Source organism: Stenotrophomonas sp. STEN225 (assembly GCF_056756445.1).
In genome coordinates, this window is record NZ_JBRRBV010000005.1 from 131251 (window position 1) to 153343 (window position 22093).

At 68.0% G+C, this 22093-nt stretch carries 26 protein-coding genes; 17 read left to right on the plus strand and 9 right to left on the minus strand.

Features of this window, described 5'->3' with window-relative positions; translation table 11 throughout:
- From ACVOJ1_RS07020 to ACVOJ1_RS07035, 4 genes are read right to left on the minus strand one after another with little or no spacing between them, the layout of a single operon-like run.
- Positions 1-378, minus strand: coding sequence for a DUF2894 domain-containing protein (locus tag ACVOJ1_RS07020; protein ID WP_263174524.1), 378 nt, complete (start codon positions 376-378; stop codon positions 1-3).
- Positions 368-1006: an OmpA family protein gene (locus ACVOJ1_RS07025; RefSeq protein ID WP_263174521.1), complete on the minus strand. Its 639-nt coding sequence runs from the start codon at positions 1004-1006 to the stop codon at positions 368-370. The genes ACVOJ1_RS07020 and ACVOJ1_RS07025 overlap by 11 nt, the downstream gene beginning before the upstream one ends.
- Positions 1003-3180 carry a DUF802 domain-containing protein gene (locus ACVOJ1_RS07030; RefSeq protein WP_346480201.1) on the minus strand — a complete coding sequence of 726 codons (2178 nt, stop codon included), beginning with the start codon at positions 3178-3180 and terminating at the stop codon, positions 1003-1005. The genes ACVOJ1_RS07025 and ACVOJ1_RS07030 overlap by 4 nt, the downstream gene beginning before the upstream one ends.
- Positions 3181-3191: 11 nt before the next feature.
- The gene (locus ACVOJ1_RS07035) at positions 3192-3845 is read right to left on the minus strand and encodes a DUF3348 family protein (protein ID WP_053517787.1); all 654 of its coding nucleotides are present in this window, start codon (positions 3843-3845) and stop codon (positions 3192-3194) included.
- Between the two features lie 144 nt (positions 3846-3989).
- On the opposite strand from ACVOJ1_RS07035, the gene ACVOJ1_RS07040 reads away from it, so the two are divergent.
- Entirely contained in the window at positions 3990-4907 is a 918-nt protein-coding gene (locus ACVOJ1_RS07040) for a M14 family metallopeptidase (protein ID WP_346480202.1), read from the plus strand.
- Between the two features lie 47 nt (positions 4908-4954).
- Here the strand turns inward: ACVOJ1_RS07040 and ACVOJ1_RS07045 are convergent, their stop codons facing one another.
- Positions 4955-6007, minus strand: a complete 1053-nt coding sequence (locus ACVOJ1_RS07045) for a sensor domain-containing diguanylate cyclase (protein WP_128988296.1) — start codon at positions 6005-6007, stop codon at positions 4955-4957.
- Positions 6008-6265: 258 nt separating this feature from the next.
- Between ACVOJ1_RS07045 and ACVOJ1_RS07050 the strand changes: the two genes are divergently transcribed.
- Positions 6266-7162: a retropepsin-like aspartic protease gene (locus ACVOJ1_RS07050; RefSeq protein WP_262218253.1), complete on the plus strand. Its 897-nt coding sequence runs from the start codon at positions 6266-6268 to the stop codon at positions 7160-7162.
- A 97-nt stretch (positions 7163-7259) separates the two neighbouring features.
- Here the strand turns inward: ACVOJ1_RS07050 and ACVOJ1_RS07055 are convergent, their stop codons facing one another.
- Positions 7260-7601: an RcnB family protein gene (locus tag ACVOJ1_RS07055; RefSeq protein WP_053519774.1), complete on the minus strand. Its 342-nt coding sequence runs from the start codon at positions 7599-7601 to the stop codon at positions 7260-7262.
- Positions 7602-7673: 72 nt separating this feature from the next.
- A complete protein-coding gene (locus ACVOJ1_RS07060) occupies positions 7674-8567 on the minus strand; it encodes a LysR family transcriptional regulator (protein ID WP_346480203.1) in 894 nt (297 codons plus the stop codon).
- Positions 8568-8685: 118 nt separating this feature from the next.
- Here ACVOJ1_RS07060 and ACVOJ1_RS07065 point away from each other — a divergent pair, with 118 nt between their 5' ends.
- The 15 genes from ACVOJ1_RS07065 (at position 8686) to ACVOJ1_RS07135 (ending at position 20084) form a co-directional block, all read left to right on the plus strand.
- Positions 8686-9432 (plus strand): glucose 1-dehydrogenase, encoded by a 747-nt coding sequence (locus ACVOJ1_RS07065; protein ID WP_065183016.1) that lies wholly within the window; start codon positions 8686-8688, stop codon positions 9430-9432.
- 67 nt (positions 9433-9499) lie between these two features.
- Positions 9500-10846 (plus strand): MFS transporter, encoded by a 1347-nt coding sequence (locus ACVOJ1_RS07070; protein ID WP_346480204.1) that lies wholly within the window; start codon positions 9500-9502, stop codon positions 10844-10846.
- A gap of 111 nt (positions 10847-10957) precedes the next feature.
- Positions 10958-11227 carry a hypothetical protein gene (locus ACVOJ1_RS07075; protein ID WP_053519770.1) on the plus strand — a complete coding sequence of 90 codons (270 nt, stop codon included), beginning with the start codon at positions 10958-10960 and terminating at the stop codon, positions 11225-11227.
- Between the two features lie 142 nt (positions 11228-11369).
- Positions 11370-12050 (plus strand): L,D-transpeptidase, encoded by a 681-nt coding sequence (locus ACVOJ1_RS07080; protein ID WP_346480205.1) that lies wholly within the window; start codon positions 11370-11372, stop codon positions 12048-12050.
- Between the two features lie 207 nt (positions 12051-12257).
- Complete coding sequence (gene moaA, locus ACVOJ1_RS07085; RefSeq protein WP_277380740.1) at positions 12258-13238, plus strand: GTP 3',8-cyclase MoaA; 981 nt, start codon at positions 12258-12260, stop codon at positions 13236-13238.
- Between the two features lie 8 nt (positions 13239-13246).
- Positions 13247-14245 (plus strand): bifunctional molybdenum cofactor biosynthesis protein MoaC/MoaB, encoded by a 999-nt coding sequence (moaCB, locus tag ACVOJ1_RS07090; protein ID WP_053519767.1) that lies wholly within the window; start codon positions 13247-13249, stop codon positions 14243-14245.
- The gene (locus ACVOJ1_RS07095; RefSeq protein ID WP_346480206.1) at positions 14242-15498 is read left to right on the plus strand and encodes a molybdopterin molybdotransferase MoeA; all 1257 of its coding nucleotides are present in this window, start codon (positions 14242-14244) and stop codon (positions 15496-15498) included. Before moaCB ends, ACVOJ1_RS07095 begins: the two co-directional genes overlap by 4 nt.
- Complete coding sequence (locus tag ACVOJ1_RS07100) at positions 15495-15755, plus strand: MoaD/ThiS family protein (RefSeq protein WP_164152877.1); 261 nt, start codon at positions 15495-15497, stop codon at positions 15753-15755. The genes ACVOJ1_RS07095 and ACVOJ1_RS07100 overlap by 4 nt, the downstream gene beginning before the upstream one ends.
- A 3-nt stretch (positions 15756-15758) precedes the next feature.
- Entirely contained in the window at positions 15759-16253 is a 495-nt protein-coding gene (locus ACVOJ1_RS07105; RefSeq protein WP_346480207.1) for a molybdenum cofactor biosynthesis protein MoaE, read from the plus strand.
- The gene (gene mobA / locus ACVOJ1_RS07110; protein ID WP_346480208.1) at positions 16225-16782 is read left to right on the plus strand and encodes a molybdenum cofactor guanylyltransferase; all 558 of its coding nucleotides are present in this window, start codon (positions 16225-16227) and stop codon (positions 16780-16782) included. Before ACVOJ1_RS07105 ends, mobA begins: the two co-directional genes overlap by 29 nt.
- A complete protein-coding gene (locus ACVOJ1_RS07115; RefSeq protein WP_346480209.1) occupies positions 16779-17144 on the plus strand; it encodes a hypothetical protein in 366 nt (121 codons plus the stop codon). Before mobA ends, ACVOJ1_RS07115 begins: the two co-directional genes overlap by 4 nt.
- A gap of 55 nt (positions 17145-17199) precedes the next feature.
- Positions 17200-17976 (plus strand): helix-turn-helix domain-containing protein, encoded by a 777-nt coding sequence (locus ACVOJ1_RS07120; RefSeq protein ID WP_053519761.1) that lies wholly within the window; start codon positions 17200-17202, stop codon positions 17974-17976.
- 19 nt (positions 17977-17995) lie between these two features.
- On the plus strand, positions 17996-18739 hold the full coding sequence (gene modA / locus ACVOJ1_RS07125) for a molybdate ABC transporter substrate-binding protein (protein ID WP_346480210.1): 744 nt from the start codon (positions 17996-17998) through the stop codon (positions 18737-18739).
- 3 nt (positions 18740-18742) lie between these two features.
- The gene (gene modB / locus ACVOJ1_RS07130) at positions 18743-19426 is read left to right on the plus strand and encodes a molybdate ABC transporter permease subunit (RefSeq protein WP_346480211.1); all 684 of its coding nucleotides are present in this window, start codon (positions 18743-18745) and stop codon (positions 19424-19426) included.
- Positions 19416-20084 (plus strand): sulfate/molybdate ABC transporter ATP-binding protein, encoded by a 669-nt coding sequence (locus ACVOJ1_RS07135; RefSeq protein ID WP_065183005.1) that lies wholly within the window; start codon positions 19416-19418, stop codon positions 20082-20084. Before modB ends, ACVOJ1_RS07135 begins: the two co-directional genes overlap by 11 nt.
- Positions 20085-20129: 45 nt before the next feature.
- Here the strand turns inward: ACVOJ1_RS07135 and ACVOJ1_RS07140 are convergent, their stop codons facing one another.
- Both ACVOJ1_RS07140 and ACVOJ1_RS07145 read right to left on the minus strand, forming a co-directional pair.
- A complete protein-coding gene (locus tag ACVOJ1_RS07140) occupies positions 20130-21662 on the minus strand; it encodes a flavodoxin domain-containing protein (RefSeq protein ID WP_346480212.1) in 1533 nt (510 codons plus the stop codon).
- On the minus strand, positions 21659-22087 hold the full coding sequence (locus ACVOJ1_RS07145; protein ID WP_065176127.1) for a PAS domain-containing protein: 429 nt from the start codon (positions 22085-22087) through the stop codon (positions 21659-21661). The genes ACVOJ1_RS07140 and ACVOJ1_RS07145 overlap by 4 nt, the downstream gene beginning before the upstream one ends.
- Positions 22088-22093: the final 6 nt, after the last annotated feature.

The following is a 22093-nucleotide window of genomic DNA, read 5'->3' on the forward strand; positions in this document are numbered from 1 at the left end:
TCAACCGGGGTTGCGGGGCTTGCGCGCGCGCTTCGGTTTCGCCGCATCACCGCCGCTGGCCGCACCGTCCTGCAGCGCCTGCAACCACGACAGGGTATCGACGTAATCGATGAAGTGGCGCAGATAGCCGGGGCTGGCGGCCTGCATCGAATCGAGCATGCGCTGCACCAGTACCGCGGAGTTCAGCGGGCCGCCGTCGGCGGGGGCCTCGGTGCGCAGCGAACGGCGCACCTGCAGTTCACTGCGCAGCTCCGACCACTCGTGCTGCACCTGCTGCAGCATCGGCACCTGCGGGTAGTCCGCCAGCGAGCGCGACCCCGCATCGAGATCGCGCACCAGTGCACGCAGCCCCTCCAGCGCTGGCAGCTTACCTGCCATCCGGTGCCCTGGGCCTGGGAATCGGCGCGATCTCCACGCGGCGGTTGCGCGCGCGGCCATCCTCGCTGGCATTGGAGCTGACCGGCTGCTCGCTGCCGAAGGCGGCGGCGAATACCGCATCGGCCGGTACGCCATCGGCGATCAGGGTACGGGTCACCGTCAGCGAACGCTGCGCGGACAGTTCCCAGTTGTCGGCGAAACGACGGTTGCCTTCGCGCACCGGCGCATCATCGGTGAAGCCGCTGACCATCAGGATCTCTTCGCGGCTGCCCAGGTAGGCAGCCAGCGGTGCGGCCAGGCTGCGCAGCAGCTCCTGGCCCTCCGGCTGCAGCTGGTCTGAATTGAGGGCGAACAGCACATTGCCGCTGATGCCGATGCGGCCATCGACCAGCGTCACCCGGCCCGCCGCCAGCGGGCCGGCCAGTGCCTGCTCCAGCGTCTGCAGGCGCTTGGCTTCGGCCTGGCGCTGCCTGACTTCATCCTCCAGCCGCTGCGAGAGTTCCAGCTGGACCGCTACCACGCCGACCAGGATCAGCACGAACGCGCCGAGCAGTACCGACATCAGGTCGCCGAATGCCGCCCAGATCGGCGCGTGCGAACCGCCGTCGACCTCCAGCTCGTCGCTCATGCGGTGCCGGCCTTGCCGCGGCGCGCGGCCAACTGTTGCAGCTCCTCCATCACCTGTTTCTGCGACAGCAGGCTCAGGTCGACCACCTCACGCGCCTGCGCCACGTAATAGGCCAACTGCTCGTCGCTGCGGGCCAGCGAGGCATCCAGCGCGCCACCGATCTGTTCCAGCCGGCCCGACAGCTCGGCCGATGCGGCGCCGAACTGGGCCACGGCGTCGCCGAAGGCGCCGGCGAGGTGGCCGACTTCAGTGGCGCTGCCATCGAGCAGTGCAGCGATGCCGTCGAGCTTGCCGGTTTCGGCCGCGATGTGGTCGGTGAAGCGGTTGCCGACGCGCTCCAGCAGTTCCGCCGAGCCGCCCACCAGTGCATCGACCGCGCTGCGTTGTTCATGCGAGGCATGGTTGATCGCATCCAGCAGGGTCTGCACCGTCGCCAGCAGGCGGCCGCGCTCCTCCAGCATCGCGTTGTCGCGCACCAGACTCTCGGAGAGCGTGCTGCGCAGCTCGTTGATGACGTCGGCAGCGGCCTTCGGTGCGGCGGCAGCCGTCTGCAGCAGGGTCGAGACTTCCGCGAGCGTGGCGCTGGCCTGGGCACGGCCGTTCTCGCCGATCTGCTGCGCGGTCTCCGCCAGCGTGTCGCAGATCTGCTGCTGCTGCGCAGCCAGGCGTTCTCCATTGGCGTGCAGGCGTTCGGCCAGATCGTTCGACAGGGTGTGCAGCGCGTCGCTCCAGCGTTGCAGGCGCTGTTCGTCACCGGCCTGCAGTTGTGCCTGCAGCGCGGCGTGGGCCTGTTGCAGATGGGTGCTGGCGGCCTCCCAGCGCGCCTGGCGCTGCTGCTCGTGGTCCTGCAGCAGCGACTGGCTGGCTGCATGACGTTCTTCAAGCGCGTGAAGCAGCGACTGGGCCCGTTCGTCCAGATGCTGACTGACCGCCTCCAGTGCCTGCTGCTGGCGCTCGACCAGCGTGGTGTTGAGCGCATGCTGCTGGTCGGCCGCAGTGCGCCACGCGTCGGTCTGGCGGTCGGCATCCGCCTGCAGCCGTTCGCCGATGCGTGCCACCACTGCTTCGCCGTGTGCACCCTGGGCATCGCTGAAGGCCTGCAGATGCTGGCGAAGGTCGGTCACCAGCGCCTGCTGTGCCTGGGCCTGTTCGGCCATCACCCGCGTCCAGCTGGCTTCAGTCGATACGCGGCTGCGCTCGAAGCCGTCCGCCAGCCCGGCCAGCTGCTGCTGCACCGCCTGTTCAACGCGCGCATGCAGGGCCTGGCCGTGGCTGGCCAGGCCAGCCAGCGTGGTTTCCGCCATCGGCTGCAGGGCACCGCCGATGGCCGCTGCGCTGGCTTCGGCGCCTTCGCGCAGCGATTGCTGGAGGGAGGCCGCCAGGCGCTCCTGCAGCGCCTGGCTCTGGCTGAGGAACTCGGCCTGGCCGGCCAGCAGCCGTTCGTTGGCCGCCAGGCTGTGCTGCTCGAAGGCACCGGTCATCGCCTGCAGGCGGTCGACCAGGGCCGGCAGCGCTGCGGACTGCGCCTGCAGCAGTCGCAGGGATTCGGCGCGTTGCCACGCCTGCGAATACGGGTGCAGCGGGCCGGAGATGGCACGGTCGAGCTGCTGCACGGCCTGCAGGCGATCCCGGCGCAACAGCGCCGAAAGCAGCCCCAGCATGGCCGAACTGGCGACACCGGCAATCGACGTACCGAAGGCGACGGCCAGGCCCTGTACCGGGGATGCCAGCGAGCCGCGGATGGCGGCCATGTCGGTGGCGCTCTGCAGGGCGAGGCCGGTGCCGCGCAGGGTGTCCATCATGCCCAGCAGGGTGCCGAGCATGCCCAGCAGCACCAGCAGGCCGACCAGGTACGGTGTCAGGACCGGGCCGGGCAGGGCGGTGCGCTCACCTTCCACGCGCAGGCGCACGGCATTGCGCAGACTTGCCGGCACGCGCTCCAGCCAGGGTGCCAGGCGCTCCTCGGCGGCGGACAGATCGCCCAGGGCATCGCGCAGGCCCACGCTGGCCTGGCGATAGCGGTACAGCTCCACACCACCGGCGATGTAGCAGGCGGCAATGACCGCCGCGACCGCTGCACCCAACGGGTGCACCGAAACGTAGCCGATGCCGATCCAGCACACGGCCAGCAGGCCGACAAGGAAGACAACGACAGGGAAAGCAGTTCTGGACATGGTGTTCCGGGTCAGTGGGAGCGCAGGGCTGCCAGCAGCCCCTCGATCGGGTGGAAGCGCAGCTGCAGCTCGGCAAGCAGCAGCGAGCGCATGTCATGGCGGAATCCGGTGCGCCAGCCGGGCTGGCCATGCACGCGGTCGAAGCGGGTGCCCAGCACTGCCGGGGCGATGGCCAGCAGGCTGTGCTCGCGCGGGCTGAGGGTCTGCTCCATCACGGCGTCGATCTCGGCCAGCCGCGCCAACTCGGGCGAGGCCCGCAGCAACTGGTCACGGAGGCGTCCGCGCAGGCGCCCGGTCGCGGTCTGGATGGCCTGCTGCAGTACCCGGTAGCGCTGCCGCAACGAGGCAAAGGTGGGTGTGGCGGCCGCCTCGGCCAGATCGAGCAGGCGCTCGGCTTCGGCATCGTCACGAATCGACGCCAGCAGGCTGGCATGGGCCTGCTCGCAGTCGGCCAGCAGGTCGTCCATCGCCTCGCCCGTGTCCGCCGCTGCAGGCACGCGTCCGCCCAGTGCCGTCGACAGCGCGACAGCACGGCTCCAGTCCACCCACTGACCGAGGCGATCGGTCAGGACGGGACTGGTGGCCGGCATCGCGCCGTCGCTGAGACGGGCGAGCAGGCGAAGGAAATCCGGTCCACCCAGGACCGTCTGCGCTGCGTTCGCCATCAAGGGGTGAGGGGCCAAAAACCGTTGATTTTACAGCCAGATGAGCCTGGCTGGATGAAGGGCGGGACGGGTGGGCGGGCCCGCAGGCGCCACAAGGCTTAGAATGACCGGCTGCACTCACCACGTTCGACCTCTGGAGCACCCATGACTGTTGCGCAGTTCTACCCGATCGGCACCCCCGGACAGCCCTGGGGCGATCCGGAACGCGCGCAGTGGCGGGCCCGCCAGCAACGCCAGCGCAGCTACCATGACGATGTGGTGGCGGCGCTGGAACGCCTGGACGAGCGTTTCGACGTGATCCAGTACGGGCAGCTCGATTACGCGCCGGACCACTATCCCCTGTTCGCCGTGGTCAACCACGACTGGAACCCGGCACTGCCGACGGCGCTGGTTACCGGCGGCGTGCATGGATATGAGACCAGCGGCGTACACGGTGCCCTGCAGTTCCTGGAGCAGCAGGCCGAGCGCTACCTGGGGCGTCTGAACCTGATCGTGGCCCCCTGCGTGAGTCCGTGGGGCTATGAGCGCATCCAGCGCTGGAACCCCGCTGCCCTGGACCCCAACCGCAGCTTCCGCGACGGCGGCCTGATCGAGGAAGCCGCCTCGCTGATGCGCTGGGTGGCCGGGCGCAACGCCGACATCCGGGTGCACCTGGACCTGCACGAAACCACCGACAGCGACCTGCACGAGTTCGACCCGGCCCGTTGCGCCCGCGATGGCAAGCCCTTCGAGCGGGACGCCATTCCCGATGGTTTCTACGTGATCGGCAACAGCGAAGACCCGCAACCGGCATTCCAGCGGGCGCTGATCGCCGCCGTGGCGCCGATCACCCATATCGCCCAGGCCGATGCCGAAGGCAACCTGGTCGGCCTGCCGTTGCAGTCACCGGGCGTGGTATGGGGTGAATCGCGCTCGATCGGGGCCTGCGCCGGATTCACCGATGCGCGTTTTGCCACCACCACGGAGGTCTACCCGGACAGTCCGCGTACCGACCCGCAGGAGTGCAACGACGCGCAGGTCGCGGCGGTCTGTGCGGGCCTGGATTTCGCCCTGGCGCACTGATCCGGATCGGGACCGCGACCGACCGGGATGACGCTGCTACGCGGCCATTACTCGGCGAAACTGGCGGTGTCCTTGCCTTGCCGCTTGGCGTGGTAGAGGGCTCGGTCGGCCAGTGCCAGCCAGTCCTCGACACTGCCGTGTCGCGGGCTCGCAGCGACTCCCATGCTGACACTGAAATCGCTCGCCGGTCCTGTCCGGCGTGCGTTCTCGTGCAGGCGTTGCCGGATGCGTGCCGCCATCTGCATGGCGTCTGACGCGGCGCAGTCGCGCAGCAGCACGACGAACTCATCCCCCCCGAGCCGTGCAGCTGTATCGGCCGGGCTGGCGAATTCGCGCAGTGTCGTGGCGATATGCCGCAGGACCTGATCGCCGGCGCGATGCCCCTGCGAGTCGTTGATGCGCTTGAAGTCATCCACATCCAGCATCAACAGGCACGCCATGCCACCGTGGCGCTGGGATTTGTCCAGCGCCTGCTGGGCACGGTGGATCAGGAAGCCCCGGTTGGCCAGCTCCACCAGCGGATCCATCCGGCTCAGCCGCCGCAGCTGCCGGTTCTGTGATTTGACCCGGCGCGCGAGTTGCCAGCTCAGGATGCTGAGGCCGATGCCGTACACGAACAGGAACGGCATGCTCAGCATGATGCTGCGTTGCGAGGTGGTCGGCTGGTAGGGGAAGCCCAGCGCGAACCAGACGAGTCCAAAACCCAGCACCAGCGCCAGTGTCGCCCGCAGCGCCAGCCGCACTCCCCCTGCTGCGATCTTGTCGGCCACCAGCAGGGCGGTGAACAGTGCGCTGGGCACGATGCTGAGGGCGATGAACGCGATCCACGCGCCGCCAAGGAAGGAATCGAGCACCATGCAGCGGAACTGGGTGGCGGCCGGCTCGGGGGAACGCCGGGTGAGGACCAGAGCGATCGTCGGCCATGCCAGCGCGTTGAGCAGCAGCAGCGTCCATGGCCACACGCCATCCTGGCGTTCGAGCAGGATGGAGGCCAGGGGGAGGGCCGCCAGGCTGCTGCCGACGAACCGCATCCAACCGATGCGCCGCGCCGCGCCGATACCCTCGACGGCCACCTCGGTCGAATCAGTGAAGTAGGGCATTGCCGATCCCCCCAAGATCGCACGACCAACGGCGCTCCACGGTGGAGCGCGCTCCAGCAGTCTGGCATTGCGACGTCAACGGCCCGTGCATGCTGCGGTCGCCGACGTCAGCGCCGGATGGCAACACGGGGCCGCGGGCGCCGGTTTGCTTCGGTCCGGAATCATCGAGGGCAGCGCGGCAGGCGTCTAAACCTTCTGCACCCCTGCCGCATCCAAGGCAGGCGGCAATCTGCCGTTGCCCTCCACTGGAAGCCATCAATGCGCCAGTCCATACGTTCGTGGTACGTCGCCCTGGTTGCGGGGCTGCTTGTTCTTCCGCAGTCCCGCGCCGCGGCCGGGACGATCACCCTTCCTTTCGAGCAGGACAAGGATCACCGGATCTATGTGGAAGGGCGGATCAACCAGTCAGGACCGCTGCGCTTTCTTGTCGACACCGGCGCTGACGGACTGGCAGTCACGGTTGCCACCCGCAAGGCGGCGTCGATGCAGGTCGATGACCGCTCCGAGAACACCGGCTCCGACGGCGTGAGTTTCGTGGACTACAGTACCCACAACACGGTCGTCGTGGGAGACATGCGCCGGACGATGGGGGCGGCCGTGATCGACTACGGCAAGCGTCCGTTCGACGCCGTGCTTGGCTGGACATTCTTCGCGGGGCGCATCATCGAGATCGACTACGACCGCAAGCTGCTGCGCGTGCACGACCGGTTGCCGGATCTGCACGGATACACCCGCGCGAACGTCCGCTGGATCGACAATACGCCCGCCATCGAAGTGCTTCTGCGTGAGGGTGGCTCGACACTTGCGGCCTGGCTGTTCGTGGACACCGGCAGCAACGGCGCCATCGATCTGGGCCATGCGTACAGCTCGCGCCACCGACTGCAGGAGGTGTTCACCCGCACGATCGGTACCTCACAGTTCAGCGGCTCGGCGGGCAGGAAGATCCGGGCCGTCGATGCACGGATCGCATCGGTCGATGTGGGCGGGCTGCGACTGGAACAGCCCAAGGTGTCGTTCACCATCGATGAGGATGGATCCAATGCCGACGGCACGCTGGGCAGTGAAGCACTGCGCAACTTCAACATCCTGCTGGATACCAGAAACGGGCAGGTCCATCTGCGGCCAAACGCGAACGCACGCGCCCTGCCGAACTAGCCCTTCAGCGCCCACCGCTGGACGCAGCAGCGGCAGGCAGCGCAGGAAGGGCTGACCCATCGCGCGTCTGCGCCCGATGGGTCAGCCAGGGCTGCGTTCACCGACGCAGCGCGTCGACGATCACGCCGGTGGCGATTTCAACAAGCAGATACTCGGTGTCGCTCTGGCGGACCCAGCGCTGGCCGCGGCCGGGATCACGCAGCCTGTAGCGTGCGTAGTCATCCACCCAGTAGCGACGATCCACTTCCGCCCACGGCAGATGATCACCGCGCCGCCATGCCTTCTTCTGCCATCCTGGCGGCGGTGCGTCGCGATTGTGCGGCCCGCCTGCGTGCGGTGGGGGACCGTTTCCGCGGGCGTGGTGCGGCGGATCCGCCCAGGCCGGTGCGACGGCGAGCAGTGCCACCATCAGAGCAGGTACGACGTGTCGGGTCCTCATGGCATCCTCCTGTCAGTGGCCGGTCCTGGCGGCCTGGTGAGGTGGACCATAGGCCAACGCCCGTGAACGGAATCATGCTGTCTGTTCCCCTGCCGAGGGGGCGGCGCCTGTTGGCGGCAGTGTCGAATCGAGGATGTCCAGCAGGGCACGCAGACGGTCCATGTGGCGCAGATCCTGGTGATAGCCCACCCAGATGCCCCGCGAAGGAGGCGTCCCGTGTGATTCGATGCGCTGCAGTCCGGCCACCGCGTCACCCAATGCACGGGGCAGCACGGCGATGCCGGTACCGTGCAGGCACATCTGCGCCTGGACACTGCGACTGGTACTGGTGAATGCGCGCGGCGAACGCGGAAACCGCTGCAGCAACCATTCCACGTCGGGGAAGTGCGACTGCGCGGTGTTCATCAGGATGAGCCCGACCGAATCGGGGTCGTCCTGCAGCCGGGCGATGGTCGAGACCGAACCATACAGGCCGTAGGGCAGGGTCATCACGAGGCGCTGGACGATGTCCGGCTCACTGAACGGCACGATGCGGAACGCGACGTCGGCATCGCGGCGCGACAGGTCAAGCAGTCGATAGCTGGCGATCAGTTCCGGAACCACCGCCGGATGCCGGCGTACCAGTTCGGCGAGCACGGGCGTCAGCACGTGGCAGGCAAACCAGTCCGCGCTCGAAATGCGCAGAATGCCTTCCAGCCGGCCCGGGCTGCCTTCCAGGCGGCGCTCCATGGCCAGGGCGGAGTTCTCCATGGCCTCGGCCAGGGCCAGCACCGCATCACCGGCATCGGTCGTGACCAGCCCGTCCCGCGTCCGCCGCAGCAGGGGCTGCCGGGCATGCTGTTCAAGGGCCTTCAACCGGCGGCCTACCGTGGGATGGCTGACACCAAGGCGCCGGGCCGCCTCACCCAGAGACCCGCCCCGCACGATCGCCAGGAAGACACGGACATCACCCCATTCCATCATCATGCCCGTTCAAAAATGTACGACGAATGTGCATCAGTGTCAGTCCACATACAAGTTTGAAAGGTCCAGCATGGGCCCCGGTCGCACTGACCGCCTCCCCCTGGAACTGGATCCGCTTGATATGAACACGCTGAAAGACAAGGTCGCGCTGGTCACCGGCGCTTCGAAGGGCATTGGCGCTGCGGTTGCCCGCCGCCTGGCGGCCGACGGCGCCAGCGTCGTCGTCAACTACGCCTCGAGCCGGGAGGGCGCCGAACGGGTCGTTGCCGATATCGAAGCCGCCGGTGGTCGGGCGCTGGCGGTGCGCGCCGACGTGCGTGACGCACGCGAGGTCGATGCACTGGTGGCCACGGCCCTGGATGCGTTCGGCAGGCTGGATGTGGTGGTGAACAACTCGGGCGTGTACCGGTTCGCGAAGATCGAGGACACCACGGAGGCGCTCTATCGCCACCAGTTCGACATCAATGTGCTGGGCCCGCTGCTGGTCACTGCCGCCACCGTTCCCCATCTGCGGCCCGGTGCAAGCATCATCAACATCAGTTCATTCGTGACCCGCATCCTGCCGGTGGACAGCGCCATCTACACCGGTTCGAAGGGCGCGATGGACGCCATCACCGGCGTGTTGTCCAGGGAGCTTGGTCCGCGCGGTATCCGTGTCAATGCGGTCAATCCCGGCCTGATCGAGACCGAGGGCACACATGCTGCGGGTGTCGTCGATTCCGGGTTCCAGGCCTGGAATCTGGCGCAGACACCACTGGGCCGGACAGGCCAGGTACTGGACGTGGCGCCGATCGTTGCGTTTCTCGCCTCCGATGATGCGCGATGGATGAGCGGCGACACCCTGCTTGCCTCAGGCGGCATGCGCTGAGTGGGGGGACGACATGAATCTACCGGCTGACGCTGCGGGCCCCGTGTCGCCCGATCCGCGCCGTTGGATGGCATTGGCTGTACTGCTGACAGGCACGCTGCTGCCGCCGCTCGACTTCTTCATCGTCAATGTCGCGTTGCCGGCCATCCGTGTCGATCTGCACGCGCCCCCGGATGTCTCGCAGCTGGTCATCTCGGTCTACGCCACGGCCTACGCGGTGACCCTGATCCTGGGAGGCCGGCTGGGCGACATCTACGGCAGGAAACGGGTGTTCATCGCAGGCATGCTGGGGTTTGGCCTGGCATCGGCGCTGTGCGGCCTGGCGCCTGCGGCTGAAGTGCTGGTGGCCGGACGGCTGCTGCAGGGGATGTCGGCCGCGCTGATGGCCCCGCAGTCATTGGCATCGATCCATGCCCTGTTCCCGGACAGCGAGAAGCGCCGTGCGCTTGGCCTGTATGGCGCCACCTTCGGCCTCGCATCGGTGGGCGGGCAGCTGCTGGGAGGGGTGCTTGTGACAGCCGATCTGTGGGGGACAGGGTGGAGGAGCGTGTTCCTCATCAATCTTCCCATCATCGCAGCCGCGGTGCCGGCTGCATTCGTGCTGCTGCGTGAGTCGCGCGCCCGCCAGGGAGCACGGCTGGACGCTGTCGGAGCGGTGGCGCTGGCGGCGTCGTTGCTGGCGCTGGTGGTACCGATCATCGAGGGCCGCCAGCGCCAGTGGCCGTGGTGGTGCGTAGGACTGCTGCTGGCAAGCGGCCCCCTGCTGCTGTTGTTCTGGAGGCATGAGCAGCGATGCGTGGGGCGTGGGCAGATGCCGCTGGTATTGCCATCGCTGCTGCAGACACGCGGGTTGAGGCGCAGTCTGTCAGCGACATTCTTCTTCTACGCGCTGGCTGCGTTCTTTCTCGTCTTCGCGGTGTATCAGCAGTCCGCGCTGGGGCGCAGCAGCGCGTCGGCGGGGTTGGCGATCCTGCCGTTGGGGCTGGGTTTCCTTCTCGGGCCCCTGTGTGGTTCGGCGTTCCGGCGGCTGGCCGCACAGGGTGCATCGCATGGGATGGTGATGGAGGTTGTGGGCCTGCTGGCGGTCGCAACGCTCGCGCTGCTGGACATGCCATCGTGGCTGCCGCTTCCGCTGTTTCTGATCGGCGCGGGACAGGGCATTGCGCTTCCGGCGCTGGTGAAGCAGAGCGTGGACCATGTGGATGCCCGCCACGCCGGGCTGGCCGCAGGCGTCGTGAGTGCGACACTGCAGTTCAGTGCGGCGCTGTCGGTGGCGTTGGTCGGCGGTGTGTTCTTCGCCGTCGCGCCTGACACGGCAACGCCCGCGGAGGTGCGCACCGCGTTCGTGGTGGCCTCGCTGGTGATCGCGGCATCCTTGGCGATTGCCGCCGGATTGGCTTGGCGACGCGGTTGAGACGGGGCCTTCACGCGACGTCCACGTCTTCCACCTGCAGCTGAAAGCCAATCGGAGAGTGTGCCGAAACGCCGCTATATTCCAGACACCCCAGACGAAGGAGGGAGTGGAATGATTCTTACCAAGCAGCACCTGATGATGGCACGTACGCTCGGTGTGGCGATTGTCGCCACCGTAGGCCTTGGGGCCTGCGCCACCTACAAGGACGATTTCGCAACGATCAACTCGCGGCTCGACCAGCTTGATGTGAAGGTGCAGGGTGCGGCGCAGAGCGCCGAGTCGGCCAATCAGTCGGCGCAGCAGGCCAACCAGCGTCTGGATCAGATCGAAGGCCGCGTCCAGCAGCTTGAACGGGCACCTCGCCGCACTCCGCGCGGCTGACCGCCTGTAGCCTGCACATCCGAGTCAGGGGCCCAGTGGCCGCAGCGGCCACTGGTGTCCTCCCGTCACACAGCTTTCGAGGAATGCTCCCATCCATACCCACTCATCCCTTGCGCGCCATGCCCATCGCGCTGCTCTGGCAGTGGCGTTGGCGTTCCTGGTGGTCGGTGTCGTCAATGCGGAAGATGCCGTCGCGCCGCCGTCGGCCGCCGTTGATGAACTGCCACCCGGCCAGGATGTCTCCGAAACCGTGATCGAACTGGCGGGCTGGGTCGTGGCGTCCAAGGACAGCCAAGGCTATCCGTTCGCGGTCATGGACAAGGCTGCCGCGCAGATCCTGGTGTTCGGTGGCGACGGCCGGCTGCGCGGCGCGGCCCCTGCATTGTTCGGTTCAGCGACCGGCGACCACACCGCGCCCGGCGTTGCGGGTCTCGCCCTGCGTGCCATTCCGGGACGGGACCGCACCACGCCTGCAGGTCGCTTCGTGGGCGGCTACGGCCCTTCGATCGATGCAGGGCGGGTGCTGTGGGTGGACTACGAGTCCGCAGTCTCCATCCATCCGACCGCAACCGGCGTTCCAGCAGAGAGGCGTGTCGAGCGCCTGGCATCGCCGTCGCCGGACGACAACCGCGTCACCCACGGCTGCATCAACGTCTCGCCGGAGTTCTACGAACGCATCATCCGTTCCACCTTCGAGCGGGGCGGGGTGTTCTACATCCTGCCGGACGTGGACCCGATCGAGCACACCTTCCCCGAGTTCGCACAGAGCCGCGCGGCTGCGCAGCACAACGGCGGCAAGCGCACACGATCTGCCCGCAGGTAGACGCTCCACCGCCGGCCCGGTGGGCGGCGCGGTCAGCCTGGCGCGCATCCATCCGGACACTGGCTGCGGCTCTTCCTGTTGCCCGGCAGCGTGCACCCGCTGCCGGAAATCGTTCATGATGGGCCCAGTCACACTCCCGTGGCAGCGCAGGCCGCATGCTGTGATGCGCCGACAGGCAGGACGGTGGAGCAAGAAGGTGGACCAGCCATGAGCCAACTCACCGACGGTTTCGGACGCAGCTTTCCGTACCTGCGCCTGTCGTTGACCGAAGCCTGCAACTTCCGTTGTGGCTATTGCCTGCCGGAGGGGTACCAGGCCGATGGCCGCCCGCGCTTCCTGCAGGTCGAGGAGATCAGCCGCCTGGTCCGCGCCTTCGCGGCGCTGGGCATGAGCAAGATCCGGCTGACCGGTGGCGAGCCCAGCCTGCGCAAGGATCTTGATGACATCATTGCGGCGGTGGCGGCGGTGCCGGGTATCGGCAAAGTGGCCATCACCACCAACGGCACGCAGTTGCCGCGTCGCCTGCCGGGTTGGCACCGCGCCGGCCTGACGGCGCTGAACGTCAGCATGGACAGTCTGCGGCGCGAACGTTTTGCCGCGATCACCGGGCATGACCGCCTGCCGGAGATCGAGCAGGGCCTGGCCCTGGCGCAGGCGCTGGGGCTGCCGTCGATCAAGCTCAACGCGGTGCTGCTGCGCGGCCTCAACGACGATGAGCTGCCGCAGTGGATGGCGTACCTGCGCGACCGTCCCTTCAGCGTGCGCTTCATCGAACTGATGCGCACCGGCGACAACGAAGCCTATTTCCAGCAGCATCACCTGCGTGCCGACGGGGTGATCGAGCAGTTGCTGGCTGCCGGCTGGCGCGAGCGTGCACGGGCGGCCGATGCCGGCCCGGCGCGCGAGTTCGGCCATCCGGACCATCGTGGCAGCATCGGCATCATCGCGCCGTACTCGCGCGATTTCTGCAAGGGCTGCAACCGGTTGCGGGTAACAGCCAGGGGAGACCTGCGGCTGTGCCTGTTCGGCGACTTCGGCGTGCCGCTGCGCGCGCTGCTGCAGCACGATGACGACCATGACGCGCTGCTGGCGCGCATCACCACCCAGCTTGGCCTGAAAGCGGCCGGGCATGGCCTGCACCAGGGCCGGACCGGGCTGACCCCGCACCTGGCTTCCATCGGAGGATGAGCAGCACGATGAGTGGGGAACTGAACGCGGCATTCCATATGGCCGATGTCCGCAACAAGCGCATCAGTCGCCGGCGAGCGGTGGCGGTGGGCGAGCTGCATGCCGGTCCGCTGGCGTACCCGTTGATCGTCGAGCGTCGCCTGCCGAAGGGCGATGCGCTGGTCATGGCCGAGATCGCCGGCCTGCAGGGGGCGAAGATGGCGTCGATGCTGATGCCACTGTGCCATCCGCTGCCGCTGGAGCTGGTGCAGGTGTTCTGCGCGCCGGTGCCGGAACGGCACGCCATCCGGGTCTGGTGCGAGTGTGCCAGCGAGGCGCGTACCGGTGTGGAGATGGAAGCGCTGGCCGGCGTCAACGCGGCGTTGCTGACCCTGTACGACCTGAGCAAGCCGGTGGAACCGGCGCTGCGCATCGAAGGTATCCGCCTGCTGTTCAAGGAGGGCGGCAAGCGCGGCCTGTGGCTGCATCCTGATGGCATGGATGATGCCGAGCGCGCGCGCTTCAGACCGCGTGCGCCGAAGGGCCTGGAAGGCGCGGCCTGCGCGGTGATCACCCTGAGCGACCGTGCCAGCGCAGGTACTTATGAGGATGTTTCTGGCCCGACCCTGGTGGCCGGCCTGAACAGGCTGGGCGGCGAGGTGGTGGCTGCCGACGTGCTGCCCGATGGCATCGAGCCGTTGGCGGATCGCCTTCAGGCATTGGCCGCCGATGGCGTGCGCCTGTGCCTGTGCACTGGCGGTACCGGTCTGGGCCCGCGTGACCTCACCCCGGAGGCGCTGCGTTCGTTGAACGCGCGGCCGGTGCATGGGCTGGCGCAGATGGTCCGGGCGCTGAGCGCGCAGCACACGCCGATGGCCTGGCTGAGCCGCGCCGAGGTGGTGCAACTGGGCAGCATGCTGGTGTTCGCGCTGCCCGGCAGCCCGAAGGCGGCAGCGCAGTGCCTGGACATCCTGGCGCCGGTGCTGGGCCACGCCCTGGCGATGGTCGAGGGTGGTGACCACGCGTGATTCTCTACAGTGAAGCACTGCAGCACCTGCTGGAGGCGGCCACGCCGCTTCCCGCCGAGCGTCTGCCCCTGCAGGAGGCCGCAGGCCGCACCCTGGCCAATGACATCCACAGCGGGCAGGCATTGCCGCCGTTCGACAATTCGGCGATGGACGGTTTTGCGCTGCGCGCCAACGGGGTGGCGTTCGAGTCGGGTACCGAATTCACGGTGCAGGGCTGGCAGGCGGCGGGTGATGGCGATGCCGAAGGCGGCGAGGGCGCCTGGGAGATCATGACCGGCGCGCGCATGCCGGGCGGCCTGGACACGGTGGTACCGATCGAGAACGTGCAGATCCTCGCCAGCGAAGCGGGCCGTCCGACCCGGATCGCGCTGAAGAGCGTGGTCAGGCCGGGCCAGAACGTACGCCTGCGGGGCGAGGACGTAGCCGAAGGCGAATGCGTGCTGCGGGCGGGACAGAGGGTGGATATCAACGCACGGACCCTGCTGCACGCCCTTGGCGTTGGCGAGGTGGTGGTGATGTCGCGACCGGCGGTGGCGGTGATTGCCACCGGCAAGGAGCTGGTGAGCGAGGCGACGCAGGCGCTGGAGTCCGGGCAGATCCGTGACAGCAACCGCCCCTACCTGGTCGGGCGGCTGCACGCGGCCGGAGCTGAGGTGGTGTGGCAGGGCACCGTCGGTGATGATGTGGCCGCGTTCGATGCAGCGCTGGACCAGGCACTGGCGGCCGGTGCGCGGGTACTGGTCAGTACCGGTGCGGTCTCTGCGGGCCGTTACGACTTCGTGCCCGACGCACTGCGCGCGCGCGGGGCGCGAATCGTGTTCCACAAAGTGGCGATCCGTCCGGGAAAGCCGCTGCTGTTTGCGGTACTGCCCGACGGTGCGCTGTATTTCGGCCTGCCGGGCAACCCGGTGTCGGCGGCAGTGGGGCAGCGGTTCTTTGTCGAGCCTGTACTGCGCCGGCTGCTGGGGCTGGCGCAGGAGCCGGTGCTGCGGCTTCCCCTGCAGGCGATGGTGCGCAAGCCACCCGGCCTGCGCGTCCACGCCCGTGCGCGGGTGGAGCTGGACGAGCAGGGCCAGCTGAGCGCGCGGGTGCTGTCCGGACAGGAATCGTTCCGTCTGATGTCCATGGTGCAGGCCAACGCCTGGGTGGTACTGGAGGACGAGGGCGATCTGGTTCCGGCCGGCAGCGCCGTGCGCGTACAGGGCTGGGGCCACGCCGACCCGGTGCAGCTGACGGGCAGGGAGTGGGAATGAAACAGGTGACGTTGCAGTTGTTCGGTGCGTTCTCCGATCTGGATGAGCGTCGGGAGATCACGCTGGAGGTGTCGGGTGCGACCGTGGCCGACCTGCGCCAGGCGCTGCGCGAGCTGCTGCCGGTGCGTTGGCCCGGTTTCCGTGCTGGCCTGCTGGACTATTCGGCCTTCGCCGACCAGCAGCGCGTGCTGCGCGATCACGATGTGCTGCCGGAGGATGGCCGCGTGGCCATCCTGCCGCCGGTGAGCGGGGGCTGAGCGATGGACGCGAAGCCGATTGCGAAGGTGGTGGACCGGGCGCAGGGCGCGATCGACCCGGCAGAAGGGATCGCCGCGGTGTCCGACCCGGGTTTCGGCGGTATCGACGTGTTCATCGGCAAGGTACGTGACGTGAACGTCGGCCGGGTGGTCACGGGCATCACCTACGATCTGTTCGAGCCGCTGGTGCTGAACGAAATCCAGCGCCTGGCGGCCGAGGTGGAGGCGGCGTTCGGGCCGCGCCTGAAGCTGTATGTGGCGCATGCCAGGGGGCGGCTGGGCATCGGCGATGTGGCTGTGGTGGTGGCCGCCGGCAGCCCGCACCGGGACGAAGCATTCCGCGCGTGCCGGCAGCTGATCGAGGCAGTGAAGCACCAGTGCCCGATCTGGAAGCAGGAACACTACGAGGATGGCGACAGCGCCTGGAGCGAGGGCTGCAGCCTGTGCCATGCGGACAGCACGCCCACACATGGCCATGACCACGAGCACGGCCATTGACGGCATCGTGCTGGCTGGAGGCCTGTCCAGCCGCATGGGCCGCGACAAGGCGCTGCTGCCCTGGCGCGGGCGCACCCTGCTTGAGCACATGCGTGACGTGTTGATCGAGGCCGGTGCGCAGCGGGTGTGGGTGAGCGGTGACTATCCGGCCTTCGATGGCATTCCCGACCAGGTCGCGCGCTGCGGCCCGCTGGGCGGGCTTTACAGCGTGTCCCTGGCTATGCCCGATACCGTTGCGTGGGTGGTGCCGGTGGACATGCCCAGGTTGACCGGCGCCCTGCTGCATCGGCTGCACGGGGTGCCTTCCGCCTGCAGCGTGTTCTCCGGCGAGCCATTGCCGATGTGTCTGCAGATCGATGATCATTGCCGGCGGGCCCTGCGGACCTTGATCGAAGATCCACAGGCGCGGCGTTCGCTGCGTGCCCTGCAGGAGCGGCTGGCGGCGACGGCGTTGCCGCTGCCTGAGAATGAGCGTGCCTTGCTGCTCAACTGCAATACCGGGGCCGACTGGGAGTCCATCGCAACATGAAAGTCCAGCTGCAGCGGCAATCCATGCGCCTGCGTGTCGATGAAGAGGAACTGGCAGCACTGCTGGCCGGTGACTCGCTGGAGAACCTGACCCGGTTTGGTGGCACGGGCGGGTGGGGAACCGCGTTGTCGCTGCATGGGGGCGACCAGGCGGTGCTGCTGGACGGTGGCACGGTCTGCCGGCTGGTGCTGCCGCGCGATGCAGTGCAGGCGCTCGCAGCACGACTGCCGTCGCGTGATGGTCTGGAATTTTCCATCGCGCTGGATGATGACAGTTCGTTGCAGCTTCAGTTCGACGTGGATGTGCGCGACAGCATGCGCCAGCGCGGCCATCAGCGGCGGGGGCAGCGTCCGCCGCCGTGAGACCGGCCGTGGCACGCCTGCCGTATGATGAAGGCCTTCATCCAGGCATTCCGTGATGTTCTCCACTCCGTACCCCCAGGTTCGCCAGGGCGCGGCGACGCCGAACCCCGCCGCTGCCGATGACGGCGACGCGCTGCACTTCTGCAGTACCTGTGCATTCTCCGATGCCTGCATGTCGCAGGGGTATGACAAGGCCGCGCTGGGCGAACTGCATGTGCTGGTCGACCATGTCGGCCCGTTCCACGCGGGCGACTACATCTTCCGCGCCGGCGAGCCGTTCGATTCGATCGCGGCGGTGCGTGCCGGCATGGTCAAGACGTTTGTCGATGACAGCCAGGGCAACGAGCAGGTGCTCGGTTTCAGTCTGCCCGGTGAGGTGATCGGCCTGAACGCGATCCACGAGGCACGCTTTCCCTGCAATGCCGTGGCGCTGGATACCGTGTACCTGTGCCGGATCTCATTCCCCAGGCTGAGCCTGCTGGCCACCCGCATGCCGGGCCTGCAGGCGCGGCTGTTCAGCCTGCTCAGTGCGGAGATCGGCAAGGTTGCCCTACTGGCGGCCAACCATCGCACCGAAGAGCGGATGGCCGCGTTCCTGCTGGACATGTCCGAGCGCTACGCACGCCGCGGGTTCTCCGCCACCCGGTTCAACCTGACGATGGCACGCACCGAGATCGCCAATTACCTGCGGATGGCACCGGAAACCGCCAGCCGCGTGCTGCGCCGGCTGAGCGATGATGGGATCATCGCGGTCAGGCAGCGGGAAATCCTGTTGTTGCAGCCCGAGCGCCTGGCATTGCTGGCATCGGCCGATGAATCCGATCCGAACTGAATCTGGCGGGGAGCCGAAGATGATGCGAGCGGGACTGATGTTGCTGGGGATGCTGGCGTCGCTGCCGGCGTACGCAGCCGGGCTGACGGTATCGGCGGCGTCGAGCCTGACCGAGAGCTTCCGTGAACTCGGTGCCGCCTATGAGAAGGCCCATCCCGGCGCCCGGGTCGATTTCAACTTCGCCGCCTCCGGCGTGCTGCTGCAGCAGATCAGCCGGGGCGCACCGGTCGATGTGTTTGCTTCGGCCGACGAAGTCACCATGGATCAGGCACAGCGGCAGGGCCTGCTGGCTGCCGGTACCCGCGAGGTGTTCGCGGTGAACGCGCTGTGGGTGGTGGTGCCGCCGCAGACCCGGGGCGGGCCGCGTAGCCTGAAGGATCTCGCGGGTGCCGACGTGCGGCGCCTCGCGCTGGGCAACCCGGACAGCGTGCCGGTCGGCCGCTATGCCAAGGGTGCGCTGGAAGCGGCGGGCCTGTGGCCGTCGGTGCAGAGCAGGATCGTCACCACGCAGAACGTGCGCCAGTCGCTGGATTACGTGGCGCGGGGCGAAGTGGACGCCGGTTTCGTCTACGCCACCGACGCACAGGCCATGGCCGGCCGCGTGCGTCGTGCCTTCGCAGTGCCGGTGTCCGGACGCATCGCCTATCCGCTGGCGGTGACCCGGGCCAGCACGCAGCCAGCCGAAGCCAGGCGCTTCGCCACCTTCGTGCGGTCGGCACAAGGGCAGGCGATCCTGGCCAGGCACGGGTTCGGCAAGCCCTGACGGATGGACCTGGACTGGAGCGCGCTGGGGTTGTCGCTGAAGGTCGCCGGCTGGGCCACGGCGATCAATCTGGTGCTGGGCGTTGGATTGGGGGCGTTGCTGGCGCGTCGGCGCTTCCCCGGCCGCGAACTGCTGGATTCGCTGCTGACCCTGCCGATGGTGCTGCCGCCGACGGTGCTCGGTTATTACCTGCTGGTGCTGATAGGGCGCAACGGCCCCATCGGCGCGTGGTTGCAGTCGTGGTTCGGCATCAACCTGATCTTTACCTGGCAGGCGGCGGTGGTCGCCGCGGCAGTGGCTTCGCTGCCACTGGTGTTCAAGCCGGCACGCGCGGCGTTCGAGGATGTGGACGGGCAGCTGGAGCAGGCCTCGCGCACGCTCGGCGTGTCGGAGGCCGCGGTGTTCTTCCGCATCACGCTGCCGCTGGCCTGGCGCGGCATTCTCGCCGGCCTCCTGCTGGCGTTTGCCCGGGCGATGGGTGAGTTCGGCGCGACGCTGATGGTGGCCGGCAGCATCCCGGGTCGTACGCAGACGCTGTCGATCGCCATCTACGAGGCGGTGCAGGCAGGGCAGGACGGCAGGGCCAATGCGCTGGTGATCCTGACGTCGGTAGTGTGCATCGTCATCCTGCTGCTGGCGGCACGCCTGGTGGGCGGGCATCGCAGGGAGCTGCGCGATGTGGCTTGACCTGAAGGTGCAGCGCCGGATGCAGGCAGCGGGCCAGGTCTTCGAACTGGACGTCACGCTGCAGTGCACGCAGCGCCAGGTGGTGGTGTTCGGCCCGTCCGGGGCAGGCAAAAGCCTGACGCTCAAGGCCGTGGCCGGACTGCTGCGTCCCGGACAGGGCCATGTAACGCTGCAGGGGCAGGTGCTGTTCGATTCCCACGCGCGGGTCGACCTGCCACCGCAGCGGCGTCGCCTGGGGTACGTGTTCCAGGACTACGCGCTGTTTCCCCACCTGAGCGTGCGCCAGAACGTGGCGTTCGGGCTGCAGCGGAGCTGGTTCAATCCACGCCGTGGCCAGCGCTTCGACGTCGTCGAGCAGTGGCTGCAGGCGTTCCGTATCGACCACGTGGGGGATCTTCTGCCGTCGCAGATCTCCGGCGGCCAGCGTCAGCGTACGGCCCTGGCGCGGGTCATGGTGACCCAACCGCAGGCATTGCTGCTGGACGAGCCGTTCGCCGCACTGGACCACGACCTGCGCCAGCACCTGCGCGAGGAGCTGGCGGCGGTGCTGGACAGTACCGGCATTCCGCTGCTGCTGATCAGCCACGATCCTCAGGATGCCGTCGTCTTCGGCCAGCAGGTCGCGCACATGGCGGACGGCCGGGTCGTCGGCGATTGATGCATGCGCTCGTGCCGGGCCACGGCCGGCCGAATCGATGCAGGGTCAGTACAGCTCGCAGTGAATGCGGCCCTCCCCGCGCAGCAGGTCCCAATGCCCCTGGCCGCCAATGGCATCAATGGCCTCGCGCACCGCGTCTTCCAGGTGGCGCTTGTTGCCGCACAGGTACAGGTGCCCGCCGCGGGACAACACCTGCCTTACTTCGCGGGCGCGCTGCCGCAGCACATGCTGCACATACATCTTTTCGGCTCCGTCACGCGAGAAGGCAGGATGCAGGCCGGCGAGCACGCCGCGCGCACGCCAGTCCTGCAGCTGCTCGCGATACAGGTAATCGTGTTCGCAATGCTTCTCGCCGAACACAAGATGCAGTTCGCGTCCGCAGCCATTTGCCTGCACCTGCTGCACCAGGCCGATCAGCGGCGCGATGCCGGTGCCGGTGCCGATCAGCAGCAGGGGCGCGCTGCCGGTGTCGGCCAGATGGAAGCCGGGATTGGAGCGGCAGTACACGCGGGCGTGGCTGCCCCCCCGCAGCAGGCTGCCGGTGGCGGTACCGGAACGCTCGCGGCCGCGCAGGGTGTAGCGCACTTCGCGTATGCACAGGCTCAGCTGGCCGTTGCCGGGATGCGAGGCGATCGAGTAGGCCCGTGGCAGGCGCGCTGACAGGATGTCGCGCAGCCTGGCCAGCGGCAAGCGGTCCGGGCTGGCGTGGTCCTGCAGGATATCCAGCACGTCCAGACCGTGCAGGTAGGCATCCAGCTCGCGCTTCTGGCTGACCTTCAGCAGCGACTTCAACCGCTCGCTGTCGCCCAGCCTGGCCAGCTCGCGCAGCACGCCCCTGCCCAGCAGCCGCAGTTCGCGGTCCTGCAGCATGGCGATGGCCGCATTGTCGCCGTACCAGGTGGCAAGGGCCTGCAGCAGTGCAGGGTCGTGGTCCGGCAGCACGTGCACCGTGTCGCCGGCGCGGTAGGCCATGCCACTGCCGGCAATATCCAGCTGCAGGTGCCACGCGGCCGGATCACTGCTGTTGACGCGGTGGCGCTCGACGATGGGCGCGGCGAAGGCATTGTCGTCACCGTAGGCGGTAACCTGCAGGTGCAGGTCCTGGCCGGCGGCGGCATCGCCCTCGAGCACCTGGCGGAGCACCGGCTGCCACTGCTGGAAGAACCGTTCATAGCCGAGGTCGGCGTCGACCCGTCGCAGCAGCGGCTGCGCTTCGCGTTCGCTCAGCGCCGCGTCCAGCGCTCGGGTGAAGCCGCAGAATCGAGGGTAGCCGGTGTCGCCCAGGCCGAACACCGCGTAGCGCAGGCCGGGCAGCGACCCGGTCTGGCACACGCTCTGGAAGAAGCGTTCGCCGTTGGCGGGCGGCTCGCCGTCGCCGAACGAACTGGAGATCGCCAGCAGCACATCGCCCTGGCCCAGGCTGGCAACGTCAATGTCGTTGAACGGCAGCACCTGCGGCGCGAGCGCTTGCAGGCCAGGGTCCGCGCCCAGGCGCTGGGCCAGGGCGCGGGCATTGCCCGATTCGGAGGCGAAACCCACCAGCAGGCGGCGAACCGGTGTGGCAGCGATGGTGTTCACGCGGCCTCGTAGAAGTCGTCGAATTTCTCCTTGCTGAACTCGACCTGCTCGAAGTCCTGCATCAGGTCGTTCACCACGCGGCGGATGCTGATGTACGCGGTGATGTTGCCTTCGGCGTCGAACAGCGGCTGCACGGTGGTGTCGACCACATAGAGCACGCCCCCCTTGCCCAGGTTCGGCACGATGCCGGTCCAGATGCCGCCGGCCTTGATCGTGTCCCACATGTCCTTGTAGACGGCCTTGGGCACATCCGGATGGCGCACGATGCTGTGCGGCTGGCCGATCAGTTCTTCACGTGCGAAGCCGGTGAGCGTGCAGAACAGATCATTGGCGTAGGTGATGTTGCCCTGCAGGTCAGTGGTGGAGATCACCATGACCTTCTGCAGGGCGTTCAGGAGCTGGCTGTTGTCGGGGGTGTCGTGCATTGCAGG